This window comes from Haloarcula sp. H-GB4 (genome assembly GCF_030848575.1).
GTDB lineage: Archaea > Halobacteriota > Halobacteria > Halobacteriales > Haloarculaceae > Haloarcula.
The window spans coordinates 56395-75621 of record NZ_JAVDDX010000003.1 but is presented as its reverse complement, the minus strand read 5'-3'; the positions used below and the strand labels follow the sequence as shown (position 1 = coordinate 75621).

Genomic DNA, 19227 nt, shown 5'->3' with positions numbered 1-19227 from the left:
CTACAGCTACATCCTCAACGCTTAGCGGGTTTTCTGTTAGATTCAGGATTTGCGAGATTGCGTCACGCTACCAACAGCATATCCGAAGAGACTTTGCTCTGTAGGCACAATATAATACACGAATGACGCTCCCAATCGACCCGAGTCAGATTGATCCTGAAGACATCGGCGAACAACAGGCGACGCTCGAAATGAGCCACGAGGACGCGATCGAACACGTCCGGGACGTGTTCACTGACGCCGGATTCGGTGTCCCCGTCGAGTTCTCGCCCTCCGAAATGCTCAACGAGAAGATCGACGCGGACCGTGACCCGTACTACGTGCTGGGGGCCTGTAATCCCGAAGTTGCCGACCGTGCCCTCGATGCGACGGACAACAGACTCGGTGCGCTCATGGCCTGCAACGTCGTCATCTGGGAAGAAGAGCCCGGGCAACAGCGTGTCTATCACGTCTCGATTATGCGTATCGCTCGCCTCGTCGGGATGGCACCCGACAACGAGGAGATGGCAGATATCGTCGCCGACACCGGTGAAATCGTTGACGAGGCGTTCCAGAACCTCTAACATGGGCTATCACACCTTTGATGCCGGCCGGGCCGACAAGCTCGAAGATGCACAGCAACGGTACCGTTCTCTCTCTGCGGAAGAACTCCGCTGGGCGCTGTCGGCCAGTCGTGACGAGACGGTCGCGGATCTCGGGAGTGGGACCGGCTTCTACACCGACGACGTTGCACCGGCCGTCGACCACGTGTACGCTGTGGATGTGCAGGAGGTGATGCACGACTACTACCGGGAGAAAGGTGTCCCCGACAACGTCGACCTCGTGACGAGTGCGGTCGACGACCTCCCGTTCGATACCAGCAGTCTCGACGCGGCGTTCTCGACGATGACATACCACGAGTTCGCTAGCGACGGGGCGCTGAGCGAGGTTGCACGGGTGCTCAAGTCCGGTGGGACGTTCGCCATCGCCGATTGGGCGGCTTCTGGAAGCGGTCGCAACGGCCCGCCCGTCGATGAACGGTTTTCGGCTGATGAGGCGACGGACGCGCTCCGCCAGCACGGGTTCACGGTTGAGTTCGAGGCTGTGCGACCGGAGACGTTTCTGCTCGTCGTGAGTGCTGAATAACGGGTCAGCATTGACCACTGGACACGCTCCGTTTCTCCGAGAGTCGGTCCGAGAACAGGAGTGCCCTACTCTGCTCTCAAACGTGCTTGGCGTTAACTGGCGAACAGCCGTCGCTCCGCCCGTTCGTGCTCGGTGGCCAATACGTCAACCAGTGGGGCGAACGGAGTCATCTCATCTACTCCTTGGCCCGCGCTATCGTCGACTGCGGCCGCCATCACCGGCTGTAGTTCGTCCAGAATTCGCTGGGCATCCGTGTGGCCGAGCGACAGGAGACGCTGGGCTGCGCCCAGGAGTCCGGTGACGAAGCCGTGACAGCACAGCAAACAAGCCTCGCGGACGGCCACGTCCGCCAGCGCCGTCGTAACGCCGAGTACGACGGCGTAGTTTCCGGGTGCTTCGTCGGCGTCGACGCGCTCCGCGTAGCGGTTCAGGAGCGCCTCGTCACGTAGTTCGGTCTGGAGCGAGAGCAGCCGGTCGCCGGACTGCTGGGCGCTCTCGCGGAACTCTGCGGCCAGCGTCACGGCCGACAGGCGCTGGTCGGCATGGCAGATCGCGTCGATATCACCGTCGGTCGCGGCGGCGTGTGCGGCCCGGAGCGCGACGAGTTCGGCGGGGCCGATTTGCCGTCGGAGATACGTCGACAGGAGCGCTTCGAGGTCTGCCGCATCTTCGACTCGGTCGTCCTGAATGAACTGTTCCAGCCCGTAGGAGACGGTGTAGGTCCCGACCGGCAGGAACGAATCTGCGAGCCGGAACGATTCAAGCGTTGCAGTGTCGCTCACTGGTCCCCTCCGTCGATAGTACGGACGCCGTGGTTGTGGGCGTGGCCAGCGCCGCCGTGACTGTGGTCACCGTCATCATGTGTGTCGGTACCGTCACCGTGGGTGTGATCGACCCCGCCATCGTCGAACGTGGTCGGCGGCACGTGCTCGTACCGCGTCGGCACGTCTGCAGGGAGCAGGTCGGCGACCGTGGCTTCCATCCGTTCCTTCGAGTCGGTCACAGGGAACAGGGCTTCTTGCTCGCGGACCGCGAGGTTCCAGTGTTTGTTCCCCACCGCGTGGCCGAGCTCCAGCGCCGTGGCTGGTGAGATATCTCTGTCGGCGAAATCGAGCACGAGGGCCTCGATTTCGGCGAGTTCGACAACGACGAGAGTGCCGTCCTCAGCTTCAAGTACGTCGCCGTCCGCGAGGTCACGGGCAACCACGATACCGAGGTCCCGGCCGGCTGTCGTTTCAGTCCGGACCCGCGAGCGCTGGCGTTCGGTGTCCGAGAGCACGACAGTGGCGTAGTCCGATGCATCGACGGCCTCGGCGACAGCATCGTCGTCGCGGTGGCCGAGATAGGTGTCTGCGACCAGCATCAGTACTTCCTCCCGGATGGCGCAGGCGCGTCCAGTAGCTCGATGCGTGCGTGGTCCCAGGCCGCATGGAGCGTCGACTGGACGGTCTCGGCGCGGTCGCCAAGGGCACGGACCGCGACCCCGGCACCGTTCGGCAACGCTGTCGCACCGGCTCGCGCCTCACCGTCGGCGACGACTGCGTGGAGTGCGTCGCTCAGTTCGGCCTCGTCACGGTCCGGTGCGAGAACGAACGTCATCCCGTAGACGGTGAACTCGCCGAGAACGCCGGGTGCCGTGGGATCCTCTTCCTCTGGCCGCAGATGTGTCGCGTCCTCGAACAGGAGCCCATCGGGGCCGGTCCCGCGTACCCGGGAGAGGTATCGTTCAAACTCGAAGCGCTCGCCTCTGGCAAGACGACCCGGGACGACCACGTCGCTGACCACAGCAGTCGCACTTGGGCCCAGATCGACCGAAAGCTCCTGCAGGTAGCGGGAATCGGCGTGGAGTATCGTCGGCTCGGGCACGTAATCAAGGTGGCCGCCAGCGCCGACGCTGAGGGTCGTGTCGGCGGCCGCGTAGTTACACGTCATCGTCTGGACCTTCGTCGAACTCTGGGTCGAGACGTGCGCGACGGCCTCGTCCCCGACGGTTATCGACACGTCGTGGCGGTCACCCTGGGCGACGCCGCCGGTCGGCGACTGGATGAAGACGGTGTCGGCCTCGGGGAGTGGGTCGTAGCCCAGCGTTCCCGAGATGTGGAATGGGACCGTCGCGTAGTCGTGAACCAGGGTCGTTCCCTCAGCCGTCCGCTCGAAGGTCAGTTCGAGCACGCCGTCTTTCCCGGGGGAGCCCACAGCGGCCTGTGGCACGGCCTCGGTCGCATACCCCTCGAACGCCGGATGGGGCGCGTCGGCGGCCATCAGGCGAACAGCACCCCGTCGCGGACGTGTGTCAGCACCTCGTCGATATTCGTCTCCTCTTTGCAGTTGGTGAAGACGACGGGGCCGTCCCGAACCTCGGTAGCGTCCCGTTCCATCACGTCGAGGTCGACGCCGACGTGGGGCGCGAGGTCAGTCTTGTTGATGACGAGCAGGTCACAGTCGACGACCCCCGGCCCGCGTTTGCGAGGGATGTCTTCCCCTTCCGCGACCGAGATGACGTACAGCGAGTAATCGGCGAGTTCGGGGTTGAACGTCGCCGCGAGGTTGTCGCCGCCGCTCTCGACCAACACCAGGTCCAGTTCCGGGTGGTCGGCCAGGAACGAATCGATCTGCTGGAGGTTCATCGACGGGTCCTCGCGGATGCCCGTGTGCGGACACGCCCCGGTTTCGACGCCGGCGACGAGGTCCTCGGGCACGACGCCGGCGAAGCGCTCGCGGAGCACATCGGCATCCTCCTGTGTGAGGATGTCGTTGGCGATGACACCCACATCAAGCCCCTGGTCGCGCAGTTCGGGAACAAGCGCGGTCAACAGTGAGGTTTTCCCGGAACCGACCGGACCGCCGATACCGACCGTCGCCACGTCGCGGTGTGTGAGACTCACTCGTCTGTCCCCGCTGAGTCTCCGCCGTCAGTCGCCGCCTCCGATTCCGTCGGTTCGTCGTCGGCCGACCCGACGCTGTCGGAGCGAATCGGGTCGTGAACCGTGACCAGTTTCGTCCCGTCGGGAAACACTGGCTCGACCTGGATCATATCTATCATCTCCGGGACGCCGTCCATCACATCCTCGCGGCCGAGCAGTTTCGACGCGCCGGAGCGGATTTCGGCGACCGACTGACCGTCCCGGCCCCGCTCGATGCACCAGTCACTGATGTAGGCGACAGCTTCGGGGTGGTTCAGCGGGACACCGCGTTCCTTGCGGCGTCGCGCGACCTCTGCGGCGGTAAAGACCGTGAGTCGCTCCTGTTCTTTGGCTGTGAGTTTCATAGCAGGTATCGCTGCGCGAGTGGGAGTTCTGAAGACGGTTCGCAGGTGACGTGGTCGCCGTCAACCCGGACCTCGAAGGTCTCCGGGTCGACCTCGATGTCGTCCGGACAGTAGCTGTTGTGCACCATGTCGTCCTTGCCGGGCGTGCGTGCGCCCTCAATCGGGACGACACGGGAGTCGAGCCCGTACTTCTCGTCGATGCCGGCTTCGGCGGCCGCCGGAGAGACGAACGACAGCGAAAGGGCGTGTTTGGCCTTGCCGACCGCACCGGCGCGTTCGCGCTGAAGAATCGGTTCGCAGGTCATCAGTGACCCGTTGGCTTCGCCCATCTCCGAGTGGACCGGGAACCCACCCTTGAACGTCATCGCCGGCTTGACGCCGAAGAAGGCGGGGTCCCACAGGCAGATATCGGCAAGCTTGCCGGGTTCGAGTGTCCCGACGTGCTCTTCGATGCCGGCGCTGATAGCGGGGTTGACGGTGTATTTGGCGATATAGCGCTTGATACGGTGGTTGTCCGCGCCGGTCCCTTCGTCCTCGGGCAGCGGGCCACGCTGGGATTTCATCTTCGAGGCCGTCTGCCATGTCCGCGGGATGACTTCGGCCATCCGGCCCATCGCCTGGGAGTCCGAGGTCATCATTGAGATTGCGCCCATGTCGTGGAGCACGTCCTCGGCGGCGATGGTCTCCGCGCGAACGCGGGATTCGGCGAAAGCCACGTCCTCCGGCACGTCAGGGTTGAGGTGGTGACACACCATCACCATGTCCAGATGCTCGTCGAACGTGTTATCGGTATACGGCATCGACGGGTTTGTCGACGACGGCAGCATGTTCGGTTCGCCGACCATCTCCATGATGTCCGGCGCGTGGCCCCCGCCCGCACCCTCGATGTGGAACAGATGCATGGTCCGGCCGTCGACAGCCCCGAAGGTGTTTTCGAGGAATCCGGCTTCGTTCAGCGTGTCCGTGTGCATACACACCTGCACGTCCTCGTCCTCAGCGACGTTGAGGCAGGTGTCGATTGTCTCTGGCGTCGACCCCCAGTCCTCGTGCAGTTTCAGCCCGCAGGCACCGGCCCTGACCTGCTCGCGGAGCGGGCCGGGGTCGGAGGCGTTACCCTTCCCGTAGAAACCGACGTTGACCGGCCACGCCTCGGCGGCCTGCAAGAACCGCTTGACGTTCTCTGGCCCGGTCGTGCAGGTGGTTGCGCCGCCGCCGTACCCGCCGCCGAACATCGTCGTGATACCGCCCGACAGCGCGTGTTCGTGAAGCTGTGCAGAATTGAAGTGGACGTGGATGTCGAGGCCGCCGGCGGTCGCTATCTTCCCTTCGGCCGGATAGACGTCCGTCGACGGGCCGACGACCATGTCGACGCCGTCCATCGTGTCGGGGTTGCCGGCCTTCCCGATACCGGCGATTTCCCCGTTGCGAATCCCGATGTCGGCGGCGACGATACCCAGTATCGGGTCGATAATCGTCGCGTTCGTCAGCACCCAGTCGAGCGCGCCCTCTGCCTGTGTGACGCCGGGAGCCATTCCCAGCCCGTCTCGGAGCGTCTTCCCGCCGCCGAACACCGCCTCGTCGCCGTGGGTCCGCAGGTCCTCTTCGACCTTGGCGAACAGCTCCGTATCACCCAGCCGGACTTTGTCTCCCGTCGTCGGCCCGTACAGTTCGGCGTAGTTCTCGCGGTCGATGTCGCGTGTCATCGGTCGGACTCCGCGTCGCCGTCGTCCGTTGCGGTCTCGGCCGTGTCCCCGAACCCTGCCGCCCGCATCCGCTCGACTGCGTCGCTCGTGTCGCCGTCGACGCTCCCGTTGACCAGTCCGTTCATCCCGTGGGCGCGTCGCTTCCCACCGATTTCGACGAGTTCGACCGTCTGCTCGTCGCCGGGTTCGAACCGGACGGCCGTGCCGGCAGGAATATTCAGCCGCATCCCCATGGCCGCTTCGCGGTCGAACTCTAGGGCCGCATTGGCCTCGAAGAAATGGAAATGCGACCCGACTTGCGAGGGTCTGTCGCCGGTGTTCCCGACAGTCACTTCCGTCGTCTCCCGGCCTTCGTTCAGCGTCACTGTCCCTTCGCCCGGGATGACCTCGCCGGGCACGAGTCTATCACTCATCGCGCCACCGCCCCGAGTATTTCTGACTGTTTGTCTATCATCTGCCCGTCTCTTTGAATACACATACTAAAATGATTGCTCTCTGCGCAAGTGACGCCTCTATATCGAGAACCGGATTAAATGCTAAAGTTTCAGACCTACATAAAGGGGTTCGACTATCGAACTGTCCTACTTCCGGGAGTCAACACGACTCACGTCCAGTCTGCCGGCGGTCTCGATGACCGGCGACACTGACAGCGCGGGCGAGCATAGAACGGGTGATTTCGGGCCGCAGAAGCCAGATTTGACTGACAGCGGCTGTACAGGTCACTGCACCGGAACAACGCCGGCAGTTTGTTCTTTTGTCCCATTGACCGAGAGCGACACAAAATAGCGGAATAGTTCAAATTTCACCAGCAGTACTACTGCTTTGGCTGACTATTCGTCATATCCTTTGATGACCTTATACTATCAAGACTGTGTGATGGACAATATAAGATAAGAGTGGTAAACCTTATTTGCCACCTCCCAGACGGCAACACTGTGAACGACATCATGGACGAACGTTCGGATATCGTGAGTAAAGAACGAGAGATGACCAAAGATGATGGAAATATCAATCCTAACAAAAACCTAGTATCGGAGGTGGAAGCATGAGCCGGTCCCCCCTCAGTCGCCGGCAATTCCTCGGCGCGAGCGGGGCCGCACTCGCCACCGGCCTCGCCGGCTGTTCCGCCGGCGAAGGCGGCACCTCGACGGACACCGCGAGCAGTACTGATACGCTCAAAATTGGGGTTTTAGAGGACCAGTCTGGGAACTTCGCTCTCGTCGGCGACCCGAAGGCAAAGGCGTCGATGCTCGCCATTGAGGAAATCAACGCCAACGGCGGTATCGACGGGAAGCAGATTGAGACGTTCCAGCGTGACCCCCAGTCTGACAATCAGCGCTATCAGGAGCTGACTCGCACGGCGATCAACGAGGAGAACGTTGACGCGCTGTGGGCCGGCTACTCCTCGGCAACCCGGGAGGCGATACGTCCGATAATCGACCGCAACGAACAGCTCTACTTCTACACCACGCAGTACGAGGGCGGCGTCTGTGACGAATTCACCTTCGCGGTCGGGCCGACCGCCCGCCAACAGCTCGGTATCGTCCTCCCGTATCTGGTCGAGGAGTTCGGCCCGGACATCTACACCATCGCGGCCGACTACAACTTCGGCCAGCTCTCCGCGGACTGGGTGAAGGTGCTGGCAAACGAAAACGACGCAAACGTCCTTGGTGAGGAGTTCATCCCGCTCAGCGAATCCTCTTTCGGCTCGACGATCAACCGAATTCAGGAGGCCGACCCGGACTTCGTCATGTCGATGCTCGTCGGGGCGAACCACACGTCGTTCTACGAACAGAAGGCCTCGGCCGGCCTCGACGTGCCAATCGGCACCTCGACGGCGATGGCACAGGGATATGAGCACCGACGGCTCGACGCCCCGGCGATGGCCAACATCTACGCGGGTGTCAACTACATGGAGGAGGTGCCGACCGACAGCAACACGGGCGACGGCGGCTTCGTCGACCGGTACTTCGAGATGTACCCCGACGCGCCCTACCTCAACGAGGAAGCTGAGACCAACTACTTCTCGACGTACATGTACAAGAAAGCCGTCGAGCAGGCCGGGACCACCGAACAGCCGGAAGTCGTCGACGCCTTGGAGTCGGGCATCGAACTCGGCACCGAGGAGGCACCCGAAGCACCGGAAGGTGAGACGATCCGCCTTGACGGTGCAACCCACCACGTCGACCACCACATGTGGATTATGCGCGCCGACGACGAGCACAACGTCGAAGCCGTCGAAAACCGCCAGATTCCCGAAACGTTCCTCTCGGAGACGGCCGGCTGTAACCTCCCCGAGAACCCGGAGCAGACCCAGTACACCCCGGTGGACTACTACGAGGAGGCCGAGTAGGGATGGTAAACGGGATCAACCTCGCGCTTCAGTTCCTCGATAGCTTCGCGTTCATCGTGCTTGCCGCGGCGGGGTTGGCCATCATCTTCGGGATTATGGGCGTCATTAATCTGGCACATGGGGAGTTCATCCTCATCGGTGCCTACACCGCGACGCTGGCCGTGACGCAACTCGGCCTCCCGCTCGTCGTGGCGATGCTCGTTGGCGGTCTGGTCACCGGCCTCTTCGGGATTCTGACCGAGCGGGTGATTATCTCCGGAGCTTGGCCTAATTACATCAGTCAACAGACGCTGGGCCGCGATATCATCGAACCGCTGTACGACCGACTGGCCGATTCGATGGTCGCCACGTTCGGGCTCAGCCTGATACTGACCCAGGGGGCCCGAATTCGCTTTGGCAACTCAATCGACCAGATAGCGACGCCGTTCGGCGCAATCTCGTACGGGGCGTTCTCGTACTCGACGTACCGGATCGTCCTGGCCGGCGTCAGCATCGGGCTGCTCCTGGCTACCTACTACCTGTTCACCCGGACGGACTTCGGGATGCGCGCCCGGGCGACGATACAGGACAAGGAAACGGCACAGGCCATGGGCGTCAACACCGACCGGATGTATATGCTAACATTCGGGTTCGGATCGGCGTTGGCCGGGCTGACGGGCGCGCTGTTCGCACCAGTCATCACGATGCAGCCGACGCTGGGCGACCAGTTCCTAGTTGAGGCGTTCGTCGCCGTCGTTGTCGGGGGGCCGAGCGTCGTCCTCGGGACCGCGCTGTCGGGGGGCGTTCTTGGGGCGATTCTGGCCACGTTCTCGAACCTCTACGGGACGTTCATCGGCCGTATCGCGTTGCTCGTCGCTGCGCTCATCGCCCTCCGGTTCCTCCCCGACGGCATCACCGGGTTCATCGAACAACTGCGGAAACGGAGACAGGAGAGCGACTAGATGTCGAAAAACAGTGCAAACGGCGAGGAGAACAGGTCGCTCCCGGGTCGGTTTCGCAGCCGGTTCGAGGGGCCAAACACTATCGGGGAATCGCGTGGGTTCTGGGTCGGCTTCGCCGTCGCCGTCGCGGCCCTTGTCGTCTACCCGGCCTTCGGTGACGGCTCACAGCTGTCGCTGTTCATGGTGCTGGCGCTGCTGGGGCTTTCCCTGTCAGTCGTCTGGGGCTACTCGGGCGTGCTGAGCTTCGGGCAGGTCGTATTCTTCGGCATCGGGGCCTACACGTTCGGTGTCGTCTCGATCAACTATGCGACTCCGGGCGGTATCACGGCCGCTGTCGTCGCCGGTATCGTCGGCGGTGGCCTCAGCGCGGCGATACTGGGCTACTTCATGTTCTACGGCGGGGTGCGGGATGTCTACGTGACTATCATCACGCTCGTCTCGACGATAGTCATGCACACGTTCATGGCCCAGACCGCCGGGTCCGAGTGGGCTATCGGCGAGGCGGCGCTTGGCGGCTTCAACGGAATGCCGGACATTCCGGTGTTGACGCTTGGCGTCGAGGGGGCTTCCTACCAGTTCATGTACAACCCGTTCCCGATGCGGGTTATCGGAATCGGATCGTTCGAGATCAGCCCGTTCTACTACCTCGTCCTCCTCCTGCTGGTCGGGACGTACCTCGGGTTGCGGGTCCTCGTCAACTCGGACTACGGGCGCGTGATGGTCGCCGTCCGAGAGGACGAGGACCGCACCGAGATGTTCGGCTACAACGTGACCCGCGTCAAGTTCGTCGTGTTCACGCTCGGCGGAGCGCTGGCGGGTCTGTCCGGCGTACTGTACGCCGCACGGAACGTCTACATCGACCCGACCGTGTTTTCGCTGCTGTTCGCGACGCTGCCGGTCATCTGGGTGAGTATCGGCGGTCGAAAGAGCCTGCTTGGGGCCGTCGTCGCAACGCTCGCCATCGAATACCTCCGCATTTCGATGGCGGGAGAGCTGGCGCTGGTCCTGCTTGGCACTCTGTTGCTGGTGACGATTCTGGTCCTTCCGAGCGGCTTCGTTCCGTGGCTCCACGATCAGATTGTCGAAACTCGACTCAGCCCGGGTGAAGCCAGCGGAGCCGACGCACCCGACGCGCCGAGTGAGGTGAGTGACTAATGAGTGATACTGAAACTGAATCCGACATCGACTCTCTCGGACCGAATGTTCGACAGACTGCCGCGGAACTGGCAACAGGTGACAGAACCGACACACTGCTACAGACCGACGGGCTCGTCAAGCAGTTCGGCGGATTCACTGCCACCGACGACGTGGACTTCTCGGTCGCCGAGGGAGAGCTCCGCTGTCTCATCGGGCCAAACGGTGCAGGCAAGTCGACGCTGCTGAACCTGATTACCGGGTCCTACGAGGCGAGTGACGGCAGTATCTACTACAACGGCCACGACATCACCGACCTCGACCCACACGAGCGGGTCTCCCGTGGTATCAGTATGAAATTTCAGGTTCCGTCCGTATACGGTGACCTGAGTGTCAGAGAGAACGTCAGGCTCCCCGTCCAGCAGTTCGCTGACGGGGAGAAGCGACGGCGGCTGGTCGCCGAGGCCATTGAGGCTGCGGGCCTTACCGGCTATGAGGACGTTGCTGCGTCGCAGCTCTCACACGGCCAACAACAGCAGCTGGAAATCGGGATGGCCGCCGCGCTCGAACCCGATCTGCTCCTGCTGGACGAGCCGGTTGCCGGACTTGACGTGGCCGAGCGCGAAGCTATCGCTGAGCGGATCAGGCGGCTCAACGAGGAGGAAGGGATTGCCTTCATCGTCATCGAACACGACACCGACTTCGTCGCAAGCATCGCCGAAGAAGTGACCGTCTTGCACAACGGCGAGGTGTTCCGCGAGGGGCCGATTGAAGAGATCGAATCCGACCCGGCGGTCCAGCGGATATATCTGGGAGGTGAGTCGTGATGCTTGAACTCGACAACGTTTCCGCTGCCTACGACACGACACCGATACTGCGGGACGTGGATCTCTCCGTCGAGGAGGGGGAAATCGTCGGCGTGATGGGGAAAAACGGCGTCGGCAAGACGACGCTCCTGAAAACGGTGATGGGACTGCTGGAACCAAGCGAGGGAACTATCAGCTACGACGGCACTGACGTGACCCACGCGAGTGCCGACGAACGCGCCCGGGCCGGCATCGGCTACATCCCGCAGGGTCGGGACGTGTTCCCCAAGCTAACCGTCGAACAGAACATCAAGATGGGCGAGACCATCCGGTCGGACAGCGACGAAACGCTGTACGACCAGATATACGACTACTTCCCCGTGCTTGAAGAACGAGCCAGTCAAGAGGCCGGGACGCTCTCAGGCGGGCAACAGCAGATGCTTGCCATCGGCCGCGCACTGGTGTCGAACCCCGATCTGCTCTTGCTCGATGAACCGTCCGAGGGCATCCAGCCCTCGATCGTTGACCAGATCAGCCAGGATATGCAGACGATCAACGATGACCTCGGGACAACGATTCTGTTCGTCGAACAGAACCTCGGAGTCATCCGTGAGATGGCCGACCGCTGTTACGCGATGGAGCGGGGCACGGTCGTCGATGAACTCGGCCCGTCCACGATTGCCGACGAGGACGCGATCGCGGAGTACCTCGCGGTCTGAGACGGACTCTCAGCTGTATCGCGTCTCTGGCACCCACCTGCGGGCGGTCGCCTGTGGAACGACGGACGGCAGTTCGGACGCGGGCTGGACTGTCGGCTACCTAATTCCTTCCTGATTACACGCAAGCAACCGAATCAACAGGAACTTGAGTACCCACTGAACAGACCTGTACACGAATGTCCGATCGTGACTCATGGATATCGAACCTCGGTTTCGTGCTTGCCGCCGTCGGCGGTGCGGCGGGTCTGGGGAACATCTGGCGGTTCCCGTGGCTGACCGCCGGAAACGGTGGCAGCGCGTTCCTCATCGTCTACCTGCTTGTCGTCGTCGGCATCGGCGTCCCGGGACTGCTCGCTGAGTTCGTCCTCGGACGCTGTGGCCGGCAGACACCAACCGCGGCGTTGCGCTCGCTCACCGGCTCCCGCTGGGGGTCGTGGCTGGGCGCGTTCAACGTCCTGACGACCTTGGTCATCCTCTCGTTCTACTCTGTCGTCGGCGGGTGGATTCTCCGATACACACTGGTCTCGCCGGTTGGGACGTACTTCGCGCAGCCCCAGCAGTACTTCGGGGCAATGAGCTTCGGCCTCGAAGCGGTCGCCTTTCACCTGCTGTTCCTCGGTATCGTTGCCGCCATCGTCTTTTTCGGCATCAGCAACGGTATCGAACGCGTCTCGAAGGTGATGCTCCCCGGTGTCGTGATTATCCTGCTCGGCCTCGCCGTGTGGACGGCCACCCAACCGGGGACGGCCGCCGGCTACGCGTTCTATCTCAGTTTCGACGCCGAATACCTCGCCGCGAACTTCCTGAGCGTCATCGGGCCAGCGGCGGGACAGGCACTGTTCACCCTCTCGCTCGGCGCCGGAGTCATGCTGACGTACGCCTCGTACCTCGACGACAACGCATCGCTCCCGCGGGATACACTTGTCATCGCAGTCTCGAACACGTTCATCGGTGTCCTCGCTGGACTGGTCGTCATTCCGCTGCTGTTTTCTCAGGGTGTCGACCCCGGACAGGGCGGCCCCGGTGCGCTGTTCGTCGCGCTCGCGACGGCATTTGCGACGCTCCCGGGCGGTGAACTCGTCGCGACTGCGTTCTTCGCAACCGTGCTGATGGCTGCGGTGACCAGCGGTATCAGCCTGCTTGAGACGCCGGTGGCAACGCTCGTCGACAGCTTCGGCGTCCCACGACGTCGGGCCACAGTGCTGGTCTCGGTCCTGCTTGCGGCCACTGGGAGCGGGCTGGCACTCACAAGCTCGGTGTTCCAGTTCGTCTCCGGCACGCTCGCAGACCTGATGTTGACCGTCGGGCTGTTCGCGTTCACTGTCATCGTCGGCTGGCTGCTGCGTGGGGAAGCGCTGGCCGAGTTTCGCGCTGGAACTGACCGTTTCGAATGGGTAGCAAAGCCGTGGCTTCTGACCGTTAGCTGGGTTCTCCCCGTCGTCGTGCTGTTCCTGTTGACAAACACGCTCGCGTCGCTCGCCGGGATGTCGCTGGGACTCGGCGGCCGAGCGATTATCGCTGTCATCGGCACCGTCGCGCTGGCTGTCATCGTTCGAAGTGGAAGCCGGAGCGACCGGCTGAGTTCGCACTAGCGTCCTGATTTCGTTCATCTCCAGAAGCCGTCTAATCGGTGTCCGTCTCACGCACAACTACGGGCCACGACAACCTCGACCCACTCGCCTGAAACGGCGGTGAAATTATCTCCCGATCACAAGTTGATGACTTTGTCTGTCACCAGCTTACCGTTGAAAATCAGCACTAGCCCATACAATGTGTTCCGACATTCTGTGCCGTCGTCCGGCGCTAACACTCTTCGCAACTGCAGTAGCGCTCGCAGACGGGGTTAGCACAGTCGGGATTACGTGCTGAGCAGAACTCCCGGCCGTGGGTAATCAGCAGGACGTGCAGCGGGTAGGTCAGCTCGTCGGGAATGAGTGCGCCTAGCTCGTCGTGGGCGCGCTTGTTGGTTGCCGACTCGGTCACCAGCCCAAACCGCTTGGAGACCCGCTCGACGTGGGTGTCGACAGCCATTGTCGGCTTCCCGAAGTGGAAGTTCAGGACGACGCTGGCGGTCTTTGGGCCGACGCCCTTGATGTCGGTGAGCCAGCCTTTCGCCTCGTCGGTAGGCATGGCGTCGAGGAAGGCAAGCGAGTAGGCCCCACCGGTTTCCTCGCGGATGGCCGCAAGCGCCCGCTGAATGCGGGCGGCCTTCTGGTCAGGGAGCCCGGCGACGCGGATAGTGTCGGCCAGTTCGTCGTGGTCTGCGGCTTCAATAGCCGCGAAGTCGCCGTATGCCGTGAACAGTGCCTCGGAAGCGCGGCGTGTGTTCTCGTCAGCTACGTTCTGTGAGAGAATCGTCGTCACCAGCTGTCGAACTCCCTCGCCAGGGTCGGCGCTGGCGTCGGCGCCGTGGTCGCTTGTGCGTTCGACCGGGCCGTGCAGCGAGACGAGGTCGTCGTGCAGGTCACGAACACTGGCGGCGTCCCACTCCTCAGTCATCGACATATCCCTGCCAAGGCCCAGACCGACTTCAAGACACCGACCTCGTTCGGTTTTGACCCGCGCTGGTCCACGCCGACTCTATATTTTGCCTGAGACGCCTTCCGACGGAGCCATACCACTCACTGGACTGTGAGCAGGGAGCAGCAAGATCGCTATCGGGGCTATCTACCCGGGCAAGTTCCCCGTCAGTATCAGCAACTGCATTTAGCGATCACAGTCATAGACGGCTTCGCCTGAGCCTACCGAGATATAGGTGTCATTGAGTGTGAATACCTTCTTACCTACACGAAGTAAATGGCCATGCATGGGGATGCGCTGTGAACTATTTGGACATGAATTTGGAGATTCGAAAATAGAGGAGTCGTACGATGAAGGCGAGCGCGGCACTGTTCTAACCGTTCGGGAATACAGGTCTTGCCAGCGATGTGGACATATCCGCCATATCTCTGAGAATCGAGGCTTGATATCCAACATAGCGGAATCGACAGCAAATGACGAGCGGTCGGACGATGCCGAATACACAGCCGAAACCGAGCGGCAAGTGGGACGGAGAGAGAATGCAGAGGGCAAGACCGAGGCAACAGACACGGGTCAGGCGGCGGAAACGGAATCAACCGATGCTTCCGAACCGACGGCGGACGCTCTGGACACGGTCGCAGACCCATCCTCGGATGCAGAAATGAGTGATGCATCCACGGCGGTGACCGCATCGACACCACCGGAGCGGACCGACGATGCTGTGATCCTGTCTGAATCAGCGACACAAGAGCCAGATGATGATGACTCTACGCCACCGAATAGCGATGATGCAGTCATCATTGACGATGCTTCAGACACTGTGCACCCGTCGTCTGAAACTTCTGAAGAATCAAGTACTGAAAACAGCCGAGACGAGAGTTTGCACACAGCGGACGACTTAGAGAGTACAACAACTGACTCAGATCCCACATATCGGTGCCCAAGATGTGAGTTCGAACTCCCTGTGAGTGAATCGTCGTACTTTCCCGGCGATGTCTGTCCACAGTGTCGAGTCGGCTACCTCGAGGACACATCCGACGGCGAGTCGCAAGCCTTCGACGAGACGTGACCCCATAGAGAGATGGTCACCGTGGAATAGTAGTGTTACAATGAGTGTCCGCTCAATAGTTCTGGAACAGCAGTTTTCGTACGTCATCTTTTGTCCGTGCGCTCACTGTTGAACCGTCTGGGAGCGTGACTTCGTATGGTTCGTCGGTTTCATCTGACCGAGTCCACTTTTCGTCATGTTCAGTCAGCAAACGGTTAGCGACCGACAGGGTGTCTCCCGGGGCGTTATTGGCCGTCTCGTTGGGCTTGGTTGCATCACCTGTTTCGCCGGTATCGGGTGCTAGACCAGCCTGTCCCGACGTATCGCTTTGTGTCTTATCGTGTCCGTCGCCGGGCGCATCCGCCGAGTTATTTGGACCAGTAGCCGCTTCTTCATCACCTTTGTCCGCCTTCGTCTCGGGTTCGACATCTGCAAGGCGAGTCGCAAGTTCACCTGTCCCGAGCGCCGAGAGCAGCTTCCCTCGCATTTCGTCGGCTTCAATACCGCTTCCGGGAACCTCCGACACCTCAGATGCGATTCGCTGGAGTTCCGGATACTCAGCTGAGGCGATTCGCTCGTAGTCGGGACGGCTCAGGCCTTGCTCGCCTTCGAGCTGCTCCGGCGGTCTGTATGTATCGAGGAGGTAGTCAACCACATCTTGCGTACGAATATGACCGTATGTCTCGATGAATGCGTCTTCAAGGTCCTCTTGAATTGCCGTTAAATCCGCCTGTTGTGTGTCCGTAATCTCGATCTCCGGCATTGCCTTCAACATCGGTCGCCCAACTCATAACTCGTTCCCTAGAGGGGGAGAACTGACGGAACCATTGTATAGCAGAGACACGCATGATCTTATATGCGGTGTCCCCGCTGCGACTCCGACCTCAGCACGTATACGCTTGCTACCGGTAACCAGACGGCGATTGTCTGTGAATCGTGCGGCTTCGCAGACCTCTCTACGTCTCATCACAACGAGGCACCTTCTCCAGAGTCCTGGGAATTCGCCTTTGCCCGGTTCAACCAGCATCCTGATCCTACCCCCGGTAAACCCGAGAATACTGGCCGGACACCCAGTGTCCCGATTCCAGAGAGTGACGAATCCACAGACCGACCAGAGTTCTCGCTTGAACAGGCTGGTGTTGCGGTCGGCATCTCTCTGGGGTCTGATGCTAACAAGTTCCGACAGGACGCTGCTGACGAATTGAACCGCGTTATCGACGAGAGCGAAAGTGAATCAAGCGAGGAGGGTACAGCCAGTTTTGACGAGAACGATGCGGACAGTCAAAACGGGGACACTGAAGCCGACGAAAACGGAGACGAAACTGAGTAACATTCAACGTCAGTTGTGTCATCTGGAACGAGGACCAAGCGAAGATACTGGTTGATGCCGGCGAGCAGTGCTTCGATGCGGGAGTACCCGTTACTCAGCGGAGGCGTCTGGTTCTTCGGGCTGCTCGGTTTGCCCTTCGCGCTCTTCTTCCGACCGCGCTGCAACGAGTGCTCCCTGCGCAACGCTATACAGTGGATTCTCGGCCTGGCGGACATCGCTAATCGAGAACGGTATCTCGGAGTCATTGATCCGTTCGGCGAACAACTCTTCAAAGCCATCAGGACTCGATGTTCCGCCAGTCACAACGACCGGGACATCCAATCCTTCCTCGACGTCCTCCTCATCAACTTCACTGATGATGTTTTCGATGACATAGTCGAGGAGATTGTCGTAATAGATGCTCAGCGCCCCCTCGATACCACCGACATCCGTCTCAAAGTTGAGTGCGAAGTCTTCTTCCTTGACAGAAGTAACCTTATCGACGGGCGTGCCGGTCGCCTGTGCAGCTTGCTCGTCGATCCAGTCACCACCGCGTGCGATGGAGAACTTCATTACGGGGACTGCATAGTACGACAGACAAACGTTGGTCATCCCAGCGCCAAAGCTGATGCCGAGACCAGTGAACTCACGATTTGCAAGTTCCGAGTAGATGACGGCCATCCCCTCATTGATCGGCTCTGGGCTGTATCCCATATCAGTAAGGAGAGACTCAACCGTCTTTTGATGATAAAGCGTTGAAACATCAGCGTCGATGGGGTCTGCAGGAACTGAGAAAAACAGACGCTCATTCGGGTACTCCGGTTGCCCAACCACCTGCTCAGTAATGAGCTTAATCATCGGAATGGCTGATTGCTCGTCGCTTGAGAGAATCCCGGCCTGCATCGGTCGGCGTGTCTCCTCGCTGAAGATGTTCGCGAAATTCAGAGCGTCATCGCCAACGATATAGACCCGATCATCCTTGCGAATGTGGAGAACGTCACTTCTCGACAGCATTTGTTCGGCCATGTCGCTGTAGTCAATTTCAACAAAGGAGTTCCGCTGCTGCACGAACACTGTCTCGTTCCCATCTTGACGTGCAGACAGGAGGTTCATCGTACCGACATCGAGACCTTGGGGCATACGGTTGTATTCCTCCCACCAAGTTGAAAAAACTAGCCTATACTATAGAACAAATTACAACTTACGTACCAACTTTGGAGCGAAGAAAGTGTAGGGGGATACTAACATGGTAAAACCAACCCAACGAAACTGCCACAGTAGACGGCGTAGGGACCAATTAGACTGTTTATTCGAAGAACAATGACTGAAGACGGCTCATAAGGCCCTTTTGCTCTTCGACACCAGTTTCCACATCATCGTCTTCGGCCTGCTCATTCCGGAACTCGGTAAGAGCGTTGACCTGCTCTTCGGTTCCAGTACTTCGATCCGTCTTTGATTGGCCACCTTGCAACTGCCTGAGTCCATCTACTGCGTCGTCAACATCGTTGCTGTCGGCCCGTGTCGTGGTCGCCTCGGAGTTCTCGATGGCCGTCTGGTCGAGGTCGGAGTCTGTGTCCGGCATATCCAGATTCAGCCGCTTGGTCTTGGGCTGTTGTTCGACGCCGCCCCAGGATAGCTCCGCCCCTTCCATCGCTTGCTCTATGTCGCTGTCTACGTCTGCTTTGCTGACTGACTCTGACTCACTCTCGGCCGAGTCAACCGGCTCGGCTGACTCAGCTGGCGTTGTCGCGCGCTCGAGGTAGTGTGCGACCAGTGCCGCTCCTGTCGAAGCGACAAGTGTAACTAGGCCAGTAGCGTAGACGCTGATCGTCCAGACGCTCCCGTTGATTCCCTCACTGGTCGTCCACCCGTACGGAAAAACGTCAACCAGAATCACAGTTGCAGCGAGACAGAACACTGTGCCAGCGGCACTGATAACTCGGGTCTTCAAACCCACTGGGAGGAGCACGACGACGCTCAATAGCACGGAGGGCAGTCCGATGAATCCGACGACGAGTGCGACCTCTCGGATCTGCCAGTACAGCGTACTCCCGGATTCCAGAGCGTTACTGTACAAAAAGAGGCCGAATCCGACAACGGCCAGGGTGACTCCTGCGAAAAAGAGGCCAAACCCGATATAGATGTCTCGCTCTTTATCCGGTTCGCCGATATAATCGCGATAAATCGACCTGAGCCTGTCGCGATAGCCCGACACAGGATCGGCAGATTCAGGGGACCTGTTCGATGTAGATGCAGGGCTCATTCAATTTGTTATTTTGTTCGGATGGGTGTTAAAGATGA

The 19227-nt window shown here is 60.7% G+C and carries 21 protein-coding genes; 10 read left to right on the top strand and 11 right to left on the bottom strand.

Annotated features, from left to right (window positions below; all coding sequences use genetic code 11):
- Positions 1–122 precede the first annotated feature (122 nt).
- Both RBH20_RS16610 and RBH20_RS16605 read left to right on the top strand, forming a co-directional pair.
- On the top strand, positions 123–563 hold the full coding sequence (locus tag RBH20_RS16610; RefSeq protein WP_306710682.1) for a DUF302 domain-containing protein: 441 nt from the start codon (positions 123–125) through the stop codon (positions 561–563).
- Between the two features lies 1 nt (position 564).
- Positions 565–1125, top strand: a complete 561-nt coding sequence (locus RBH20_RS16605; protein WP_306710680.1) for a class I SAM-dependent methyltransferase — start codon at positions 565–567, stop codon at positions 1123–1125.
- A 92-nt stretch (positions 1126–1217) separates the two neighbouring features.
- Here RBH20_RS16605 and RBH20_RS16600 read toward each other — a convergent pair whose 3' ends face one another.
- The 7 genes from RBH20_RS16600 to RBH20_RS16570 are packed head-to-tail and all read right to left on the bottom strand — an operon-like array spanning position 1218 to position 6509.
- Positions 1218–1907, bottom strand: a complete 690-nt coding sequence (locus tag RBH20_RS16600; protein WP_306710678.1) for an urease accessory protein UreF — start codon at positions 1905–1907, stop codon at positions 1218–1220.
- A complete protein-coding gene (locus tag RBH20_RS16595) occupies positions 1904–2488 on the bottom strand; it encodes an urease accessory protein UreE (protein WP_306710676.1) in 585 nt (194 codons plus the stop codon). Before RBH20_RS16595 ends, RBH20_RS16600 begins: the two co-directional genes overlap by 4 nt.
- Positions 2488–3387 carry an urease accessory protein UreD gene (ureD, locus tag RBH20_RS16590; RefSeq protein WP_306710674.1) on the bottom strand — a complete coding sequence of 300 codons (900 nt, stop codon included), beginning with the start codon at positions 3385–3387 and terminating at the stop codon, positions 2488–2490. The genes RBH20_RS16595 and ureD overlap by 1 nt, the downstream gene beginning before the upstream one ends.
- Positions 3387–4010, bottom strand: a complete 624-nt coding sequence (gene ureG, locus RBH20_RS16585) for an urease accessory protein UreG (RefSeq protein ID WP_306710670.1) — start codon at positions 4008–4010, stop codon at positions 3387–3389. The genes ureD and ureG overlap by 1 nt, the downstream gene beginning before the upstream one ends.
- The gene (locus RBH20_RS16580) at positions 4007–4393 is read right to left on the bottom strand and encodes an urease subunit gamma (RefSeq protein ID WP_306710668.1); all 387 of its coding nucleotides are present in this window, start codon (positions 4391–4393) and stop codon (positions 4007–4009) included. Before RBH20_RS16580 ends, ureG begins: the two co-directional genes overlap by 4 nt.
- Positions 4390–6096 carry an urease subunit alpha gene (gene ureC, locus RBH20_RS16575; RefSeq protein WP_306710666.1) on the bottom strand — a complete coding sequence of 569 codons (1707 nt, stop codon included), beginning with the start codon at positions 6094–6096 and terminating at the stop codon, positions 4390–4392. The genes RBH20_RS16580 and ureC overlap by 4 nt, the downstream gene beginning before the upstream one ends.
- Positions 6093–6509 (bottom strand): urease subunit beta, encoded by a 417-nt coding sequence (locus RBH20_RS16570; RefSeq protein WP_306710664.1) that lies wholly within the window; start codon positions 6507–6509, stop codon positions 6093–6095. Before RBH20_RS16570 ends, ureC begins: the two co-directional genes overlap by 4 nt.
- A gap of 632 nt (positions 6510–7141) precedes the next feature.
- On the opposite strand from RBH20_RS16570, the gene RBH20_RS16565 reads away from it, so the two are divergent.
- The 6 genes from RBH20_RS16565 (at position 7142) to RBH20_RS16540 (ending at position 13641) form a co-directional block, all read left to right on the top strand.
- Positions 7142–8449 carry an urea ABC transporter substrate-binding protein gene (locus RBH20_RS16565; protein ID WP_306710662.1) on the top strand — a complete coding sequence of 436 codons (1308 nt, stop codon included), beginning with the start codon at positions 7142–7144 and terminating at the stop codon, positions 8447–8449.
- A gap of 2 nt (positions 8450–8451) precedes the next feature.
- Positions 8452–9390: an urea ABC transporter, permease protein UrtB gene (gene urtB, locus RBH20_RS16560; protein WP_306710660.1), complete on the top strand. Its 939-nt coding sequence runs from the start codon at positions 8452–8454 to the stop codon at positions 9388–9390.
- The gene (gene urtC / locus RBH20_RS16555; RefSeq protein ID WP_306710658.1) at positions 9391–10545 is read left to right on the top strand and encodes an urea ABC transporter, permease protein UrtC; all 1155 of its coding nucleotides are present in this window, start codon (positions 9391–9393) and stop codon (positions 10543–10545) included.
- Positions 10545–11351 (top strand): ABC transporter ATP-binding protein, encoded by an 807-nt coding sequence (locus RBH20_RS16550; protein WP_306710656.1) that lies wholly within the window; start codon positions 10545–10547, stop codon positions 11349–11351. The genes urtC and RBH20_RS16550 overlap by 1 nt, the downstream gene beginning before the upstream one ends.
- Complete coding sequence (locus tag RBH20_RS16545; RefSeq protein ID WP_306710654.1) at positions 11351–12049, top strand: ABC transporter ATP-binding protein; 699 nt, start codon at positions 11351–11353, stop codon at positions 12047–12049. The genes RBH20_RS16550 and RBH20_RS16545 overlap by 1 nt, the downstream gene beginning before the upstream one ends.
- Positions 12050–12225: 176 nt before the next feature.
- Positions 12226–13641 carry a sodium-dependent transporter gene (locus RBH20_RS16540; protein WP_306710651.1) on the top strand — a complete coding sequence of 472 codons (1416 nt, stop codon included), beginning with the start codon at positions 12226–12228 and terminating at the stop codon, positions 13639–13641.
- A 211-nt stretch (positions 13642–13852) separates the two neighbouring features.
- Here RBH20_RS16540 and nth read toward each other — a convergent pair whose 3' ends face one another.
- Positions 13853–14554 (bottom strand): endonuclease III, encoded by a 702-nt coding sequence (gene nth, locus RBH20_RS16535; protein WP_373567969.1) that lies wholly within the window; start codon positions 14552–14554, stop codon positions 13853–13855.
- A 457-nt stretch (positions 14555–15011) separates the two neighbouring features.
- Here nth and RBH20_RS16530 point away from each other — a divergent pair, with 457 nt between their 5' ends.
- Complete coding sequence (locus RBH20_RS16530) at positions 15012–15638, top strand: hypothetical protein (RefSeq protein ID WP_306710648.1); 627 nt, start codon at positions 15012–15014, stop codon at positions 15636–15638.
- Positions 15639–15690: 52 nt separating this feature from the next.
- On the opposite strand, the gene RBH20_RS16525 is transcribed toward RBH20_RS16530, so the two are convergent.
- A complete protein-coding gene (locus RBH20_RS16525; protein ID WP_373567968.1) occupies positions 15691–16380 on the bottom strand; it encodes a hypothetical protein in 690 nt (229 codons plus the stop codon).
- A gap of 93 nt (positions 16381–16473) precedes the next feature.
- On the opposite strand from RBH20_RS16525, the gene RBH20_RS16520 reads away from it, so the two are divergent.
- On the top strand, positions 16474–16947 hold the full coding sequence (locus RBH20_RS16520; protein ID WP_306710643.1) for a hypothetical protein: 474 nt from the start codon (positions 16474–16476) through the stop codon (positions 16945–16947).
- A 90-nt stretch (positions 16948–17037) separates the two neighbouring features.
- Here the strand turns inward: RBH20_RS16520 and RBH20_RS16515 are convergent, their stop codons facing one another.
- Both RBH20_RS16515 and RBH20_RS16510 read right to left on the bottom strand, forming a co-directional pair.
- Positions 17038–18066: a hypothetical protein gene (locus RBH20_RS16515; RefSeq protein WP_165897456.1), complete on the bottom strand. Its 1029-nt coding sequence runs from the start codon at positions 18064–18066 to the stop codon at positions 17038–17040.
- A 166-nt stretch (positions 18067–18232) separates the two neighbouring features.
- Complete coding sequence (locus tag RBH20_RS16510; protein WP_306711218.1) at positions 18233–19141, bottom strand: permease; 909 nt, start codon at positions 19139–19141, stop codon at positions 18233–18235.
- Between the last annotated feature and the right edge of the window lie 86 nt (positions 19142–19227).

What these genes read in the sequence shown, in the direction of transcription:
- RBH20_RS16605 (WP_306710680.1), top strand. Translation starts at nt 565, where the DNA reads ATGGGCTATCACACCTTTGATGCCGGCCGGGCCGACAAGCTCGAAGAT.
- RBH20_RS16520 (WP_306710643.1), top strand. Translation starts at nt 16,474, where the DNA reads ATGCGGTGTCCCCGCTGCGACTCCGACCTCAGCACGTATACGCTTGCT.
- RBH20_RS16515 (WP_165897456.1), bottom strand. Translation starts at nt 18,066, where the DNA reads ATGCCCCAAGGTCTCGATGTCGGTACGATGAACCTCCTGTCTGCACGT.
- RBH20_RS16565 (WP_306710662.1), top strand. Translation starts at nt 7,142, where the DNA reads ATGAGCCGGTCCCCCCTCAGTCGCCGGCAATTCCTCGGCGCGAGCGGG.
- RBH20_RS16550 (WP_306710656.1), top strand. Translation starts at nt 10,545, where the DNA reads ATGAGTGATACTGAAACTGAATCCGACATCGACTCTCTCGGACCGAAT.
- RBH20_RS16545 (WP_306710654.1), top strand. Translation starts at nt 11,351, where the DNA reads ATGCTTGAACTCGACAACGTTTCCGCTGCCTACGACACGACACCGATA.
- ureD (WP_306710674.1), bottom strand. Translation starts at nt 3,387, where the DNA reads ATGGCCGCCGACGCGCCCCATCCGGCGTTCGAGGGGTATGCGACCGAG.
- urtB (WP_306710660.1), top strand. Translation starts at nt 8,452, where the DNA reads ATGGTAAACGGGATCAACCTCGCGCTTCAGTTCCTCGATAGCTTCGCG.
- RBH20_RS16595 (WP_306710676.1), bottom strand. Translation starts at nt 2,488, where the DNA reads ATGCTGGTCGCAGACACCTATCTCGGCCACCGCGACGACGATGCTGTC.
- RBH20_RS16525 (WP_373567968.1), bottom strand. Translation starts at nt 16,380, where the DNA reads ATGCCGGAGATCGAGATTACGGACACACAACAGGCGGATTTAACGGCA.
- urtC (WP_306710658.1), top strand. Translation starts at nt 9,391, where the DNA reads ATGTCGAAAAACAGTGCAAACGGCGAGGAGAACAGGTCGCTCCCGGGT.
- RBH20_RS16580 (WP_306710668.1), bottom strand. Translation starts at nt 4,393, where the DNA reads ATGAAACTCACAGCCAAAGAACAGGAGCGACTCACGGTCTTTACCGCC.
- ureC (WP_306710666.1), bottom strand. Translation starts at nt 6,096, where the DNA reads ATGACACGCGACATCGACCGCGAGAACTACGCCGAACTGTACGGGCCG.
- RBH20_RS16570 (WP_306710664.1), bottom strand. Translation starts at nt 6,509, where the DNA reads ATGAGTGATAGACTCGTGCCCGGCGAGGTCATCCCGGGCGAAGGGACA.
- RBH20_RS16610 (WP_306710682.1), top strand. Translation starts at nt 123, where the DNA reads ATGACGCTCCCAATCGACCCGAGTCAGATTGATCCTGAAGACATCGGC.
- nth (WP_373567969.1), bottom strand. Translation starts at nt 14,554, where the DNA reads ATGTCGATGACTGAGGAGTGGGACGCCGCCAGTGTTCGTGACCTGCAC.
- RBH20_RS16540 (WP_306710651.1), top strand. Translation starts at nt 12,226, where the DNA reads ATGTCCGATCGTGACTCATGGATATCGAACCTCGGTTTCGTGCTTGCC.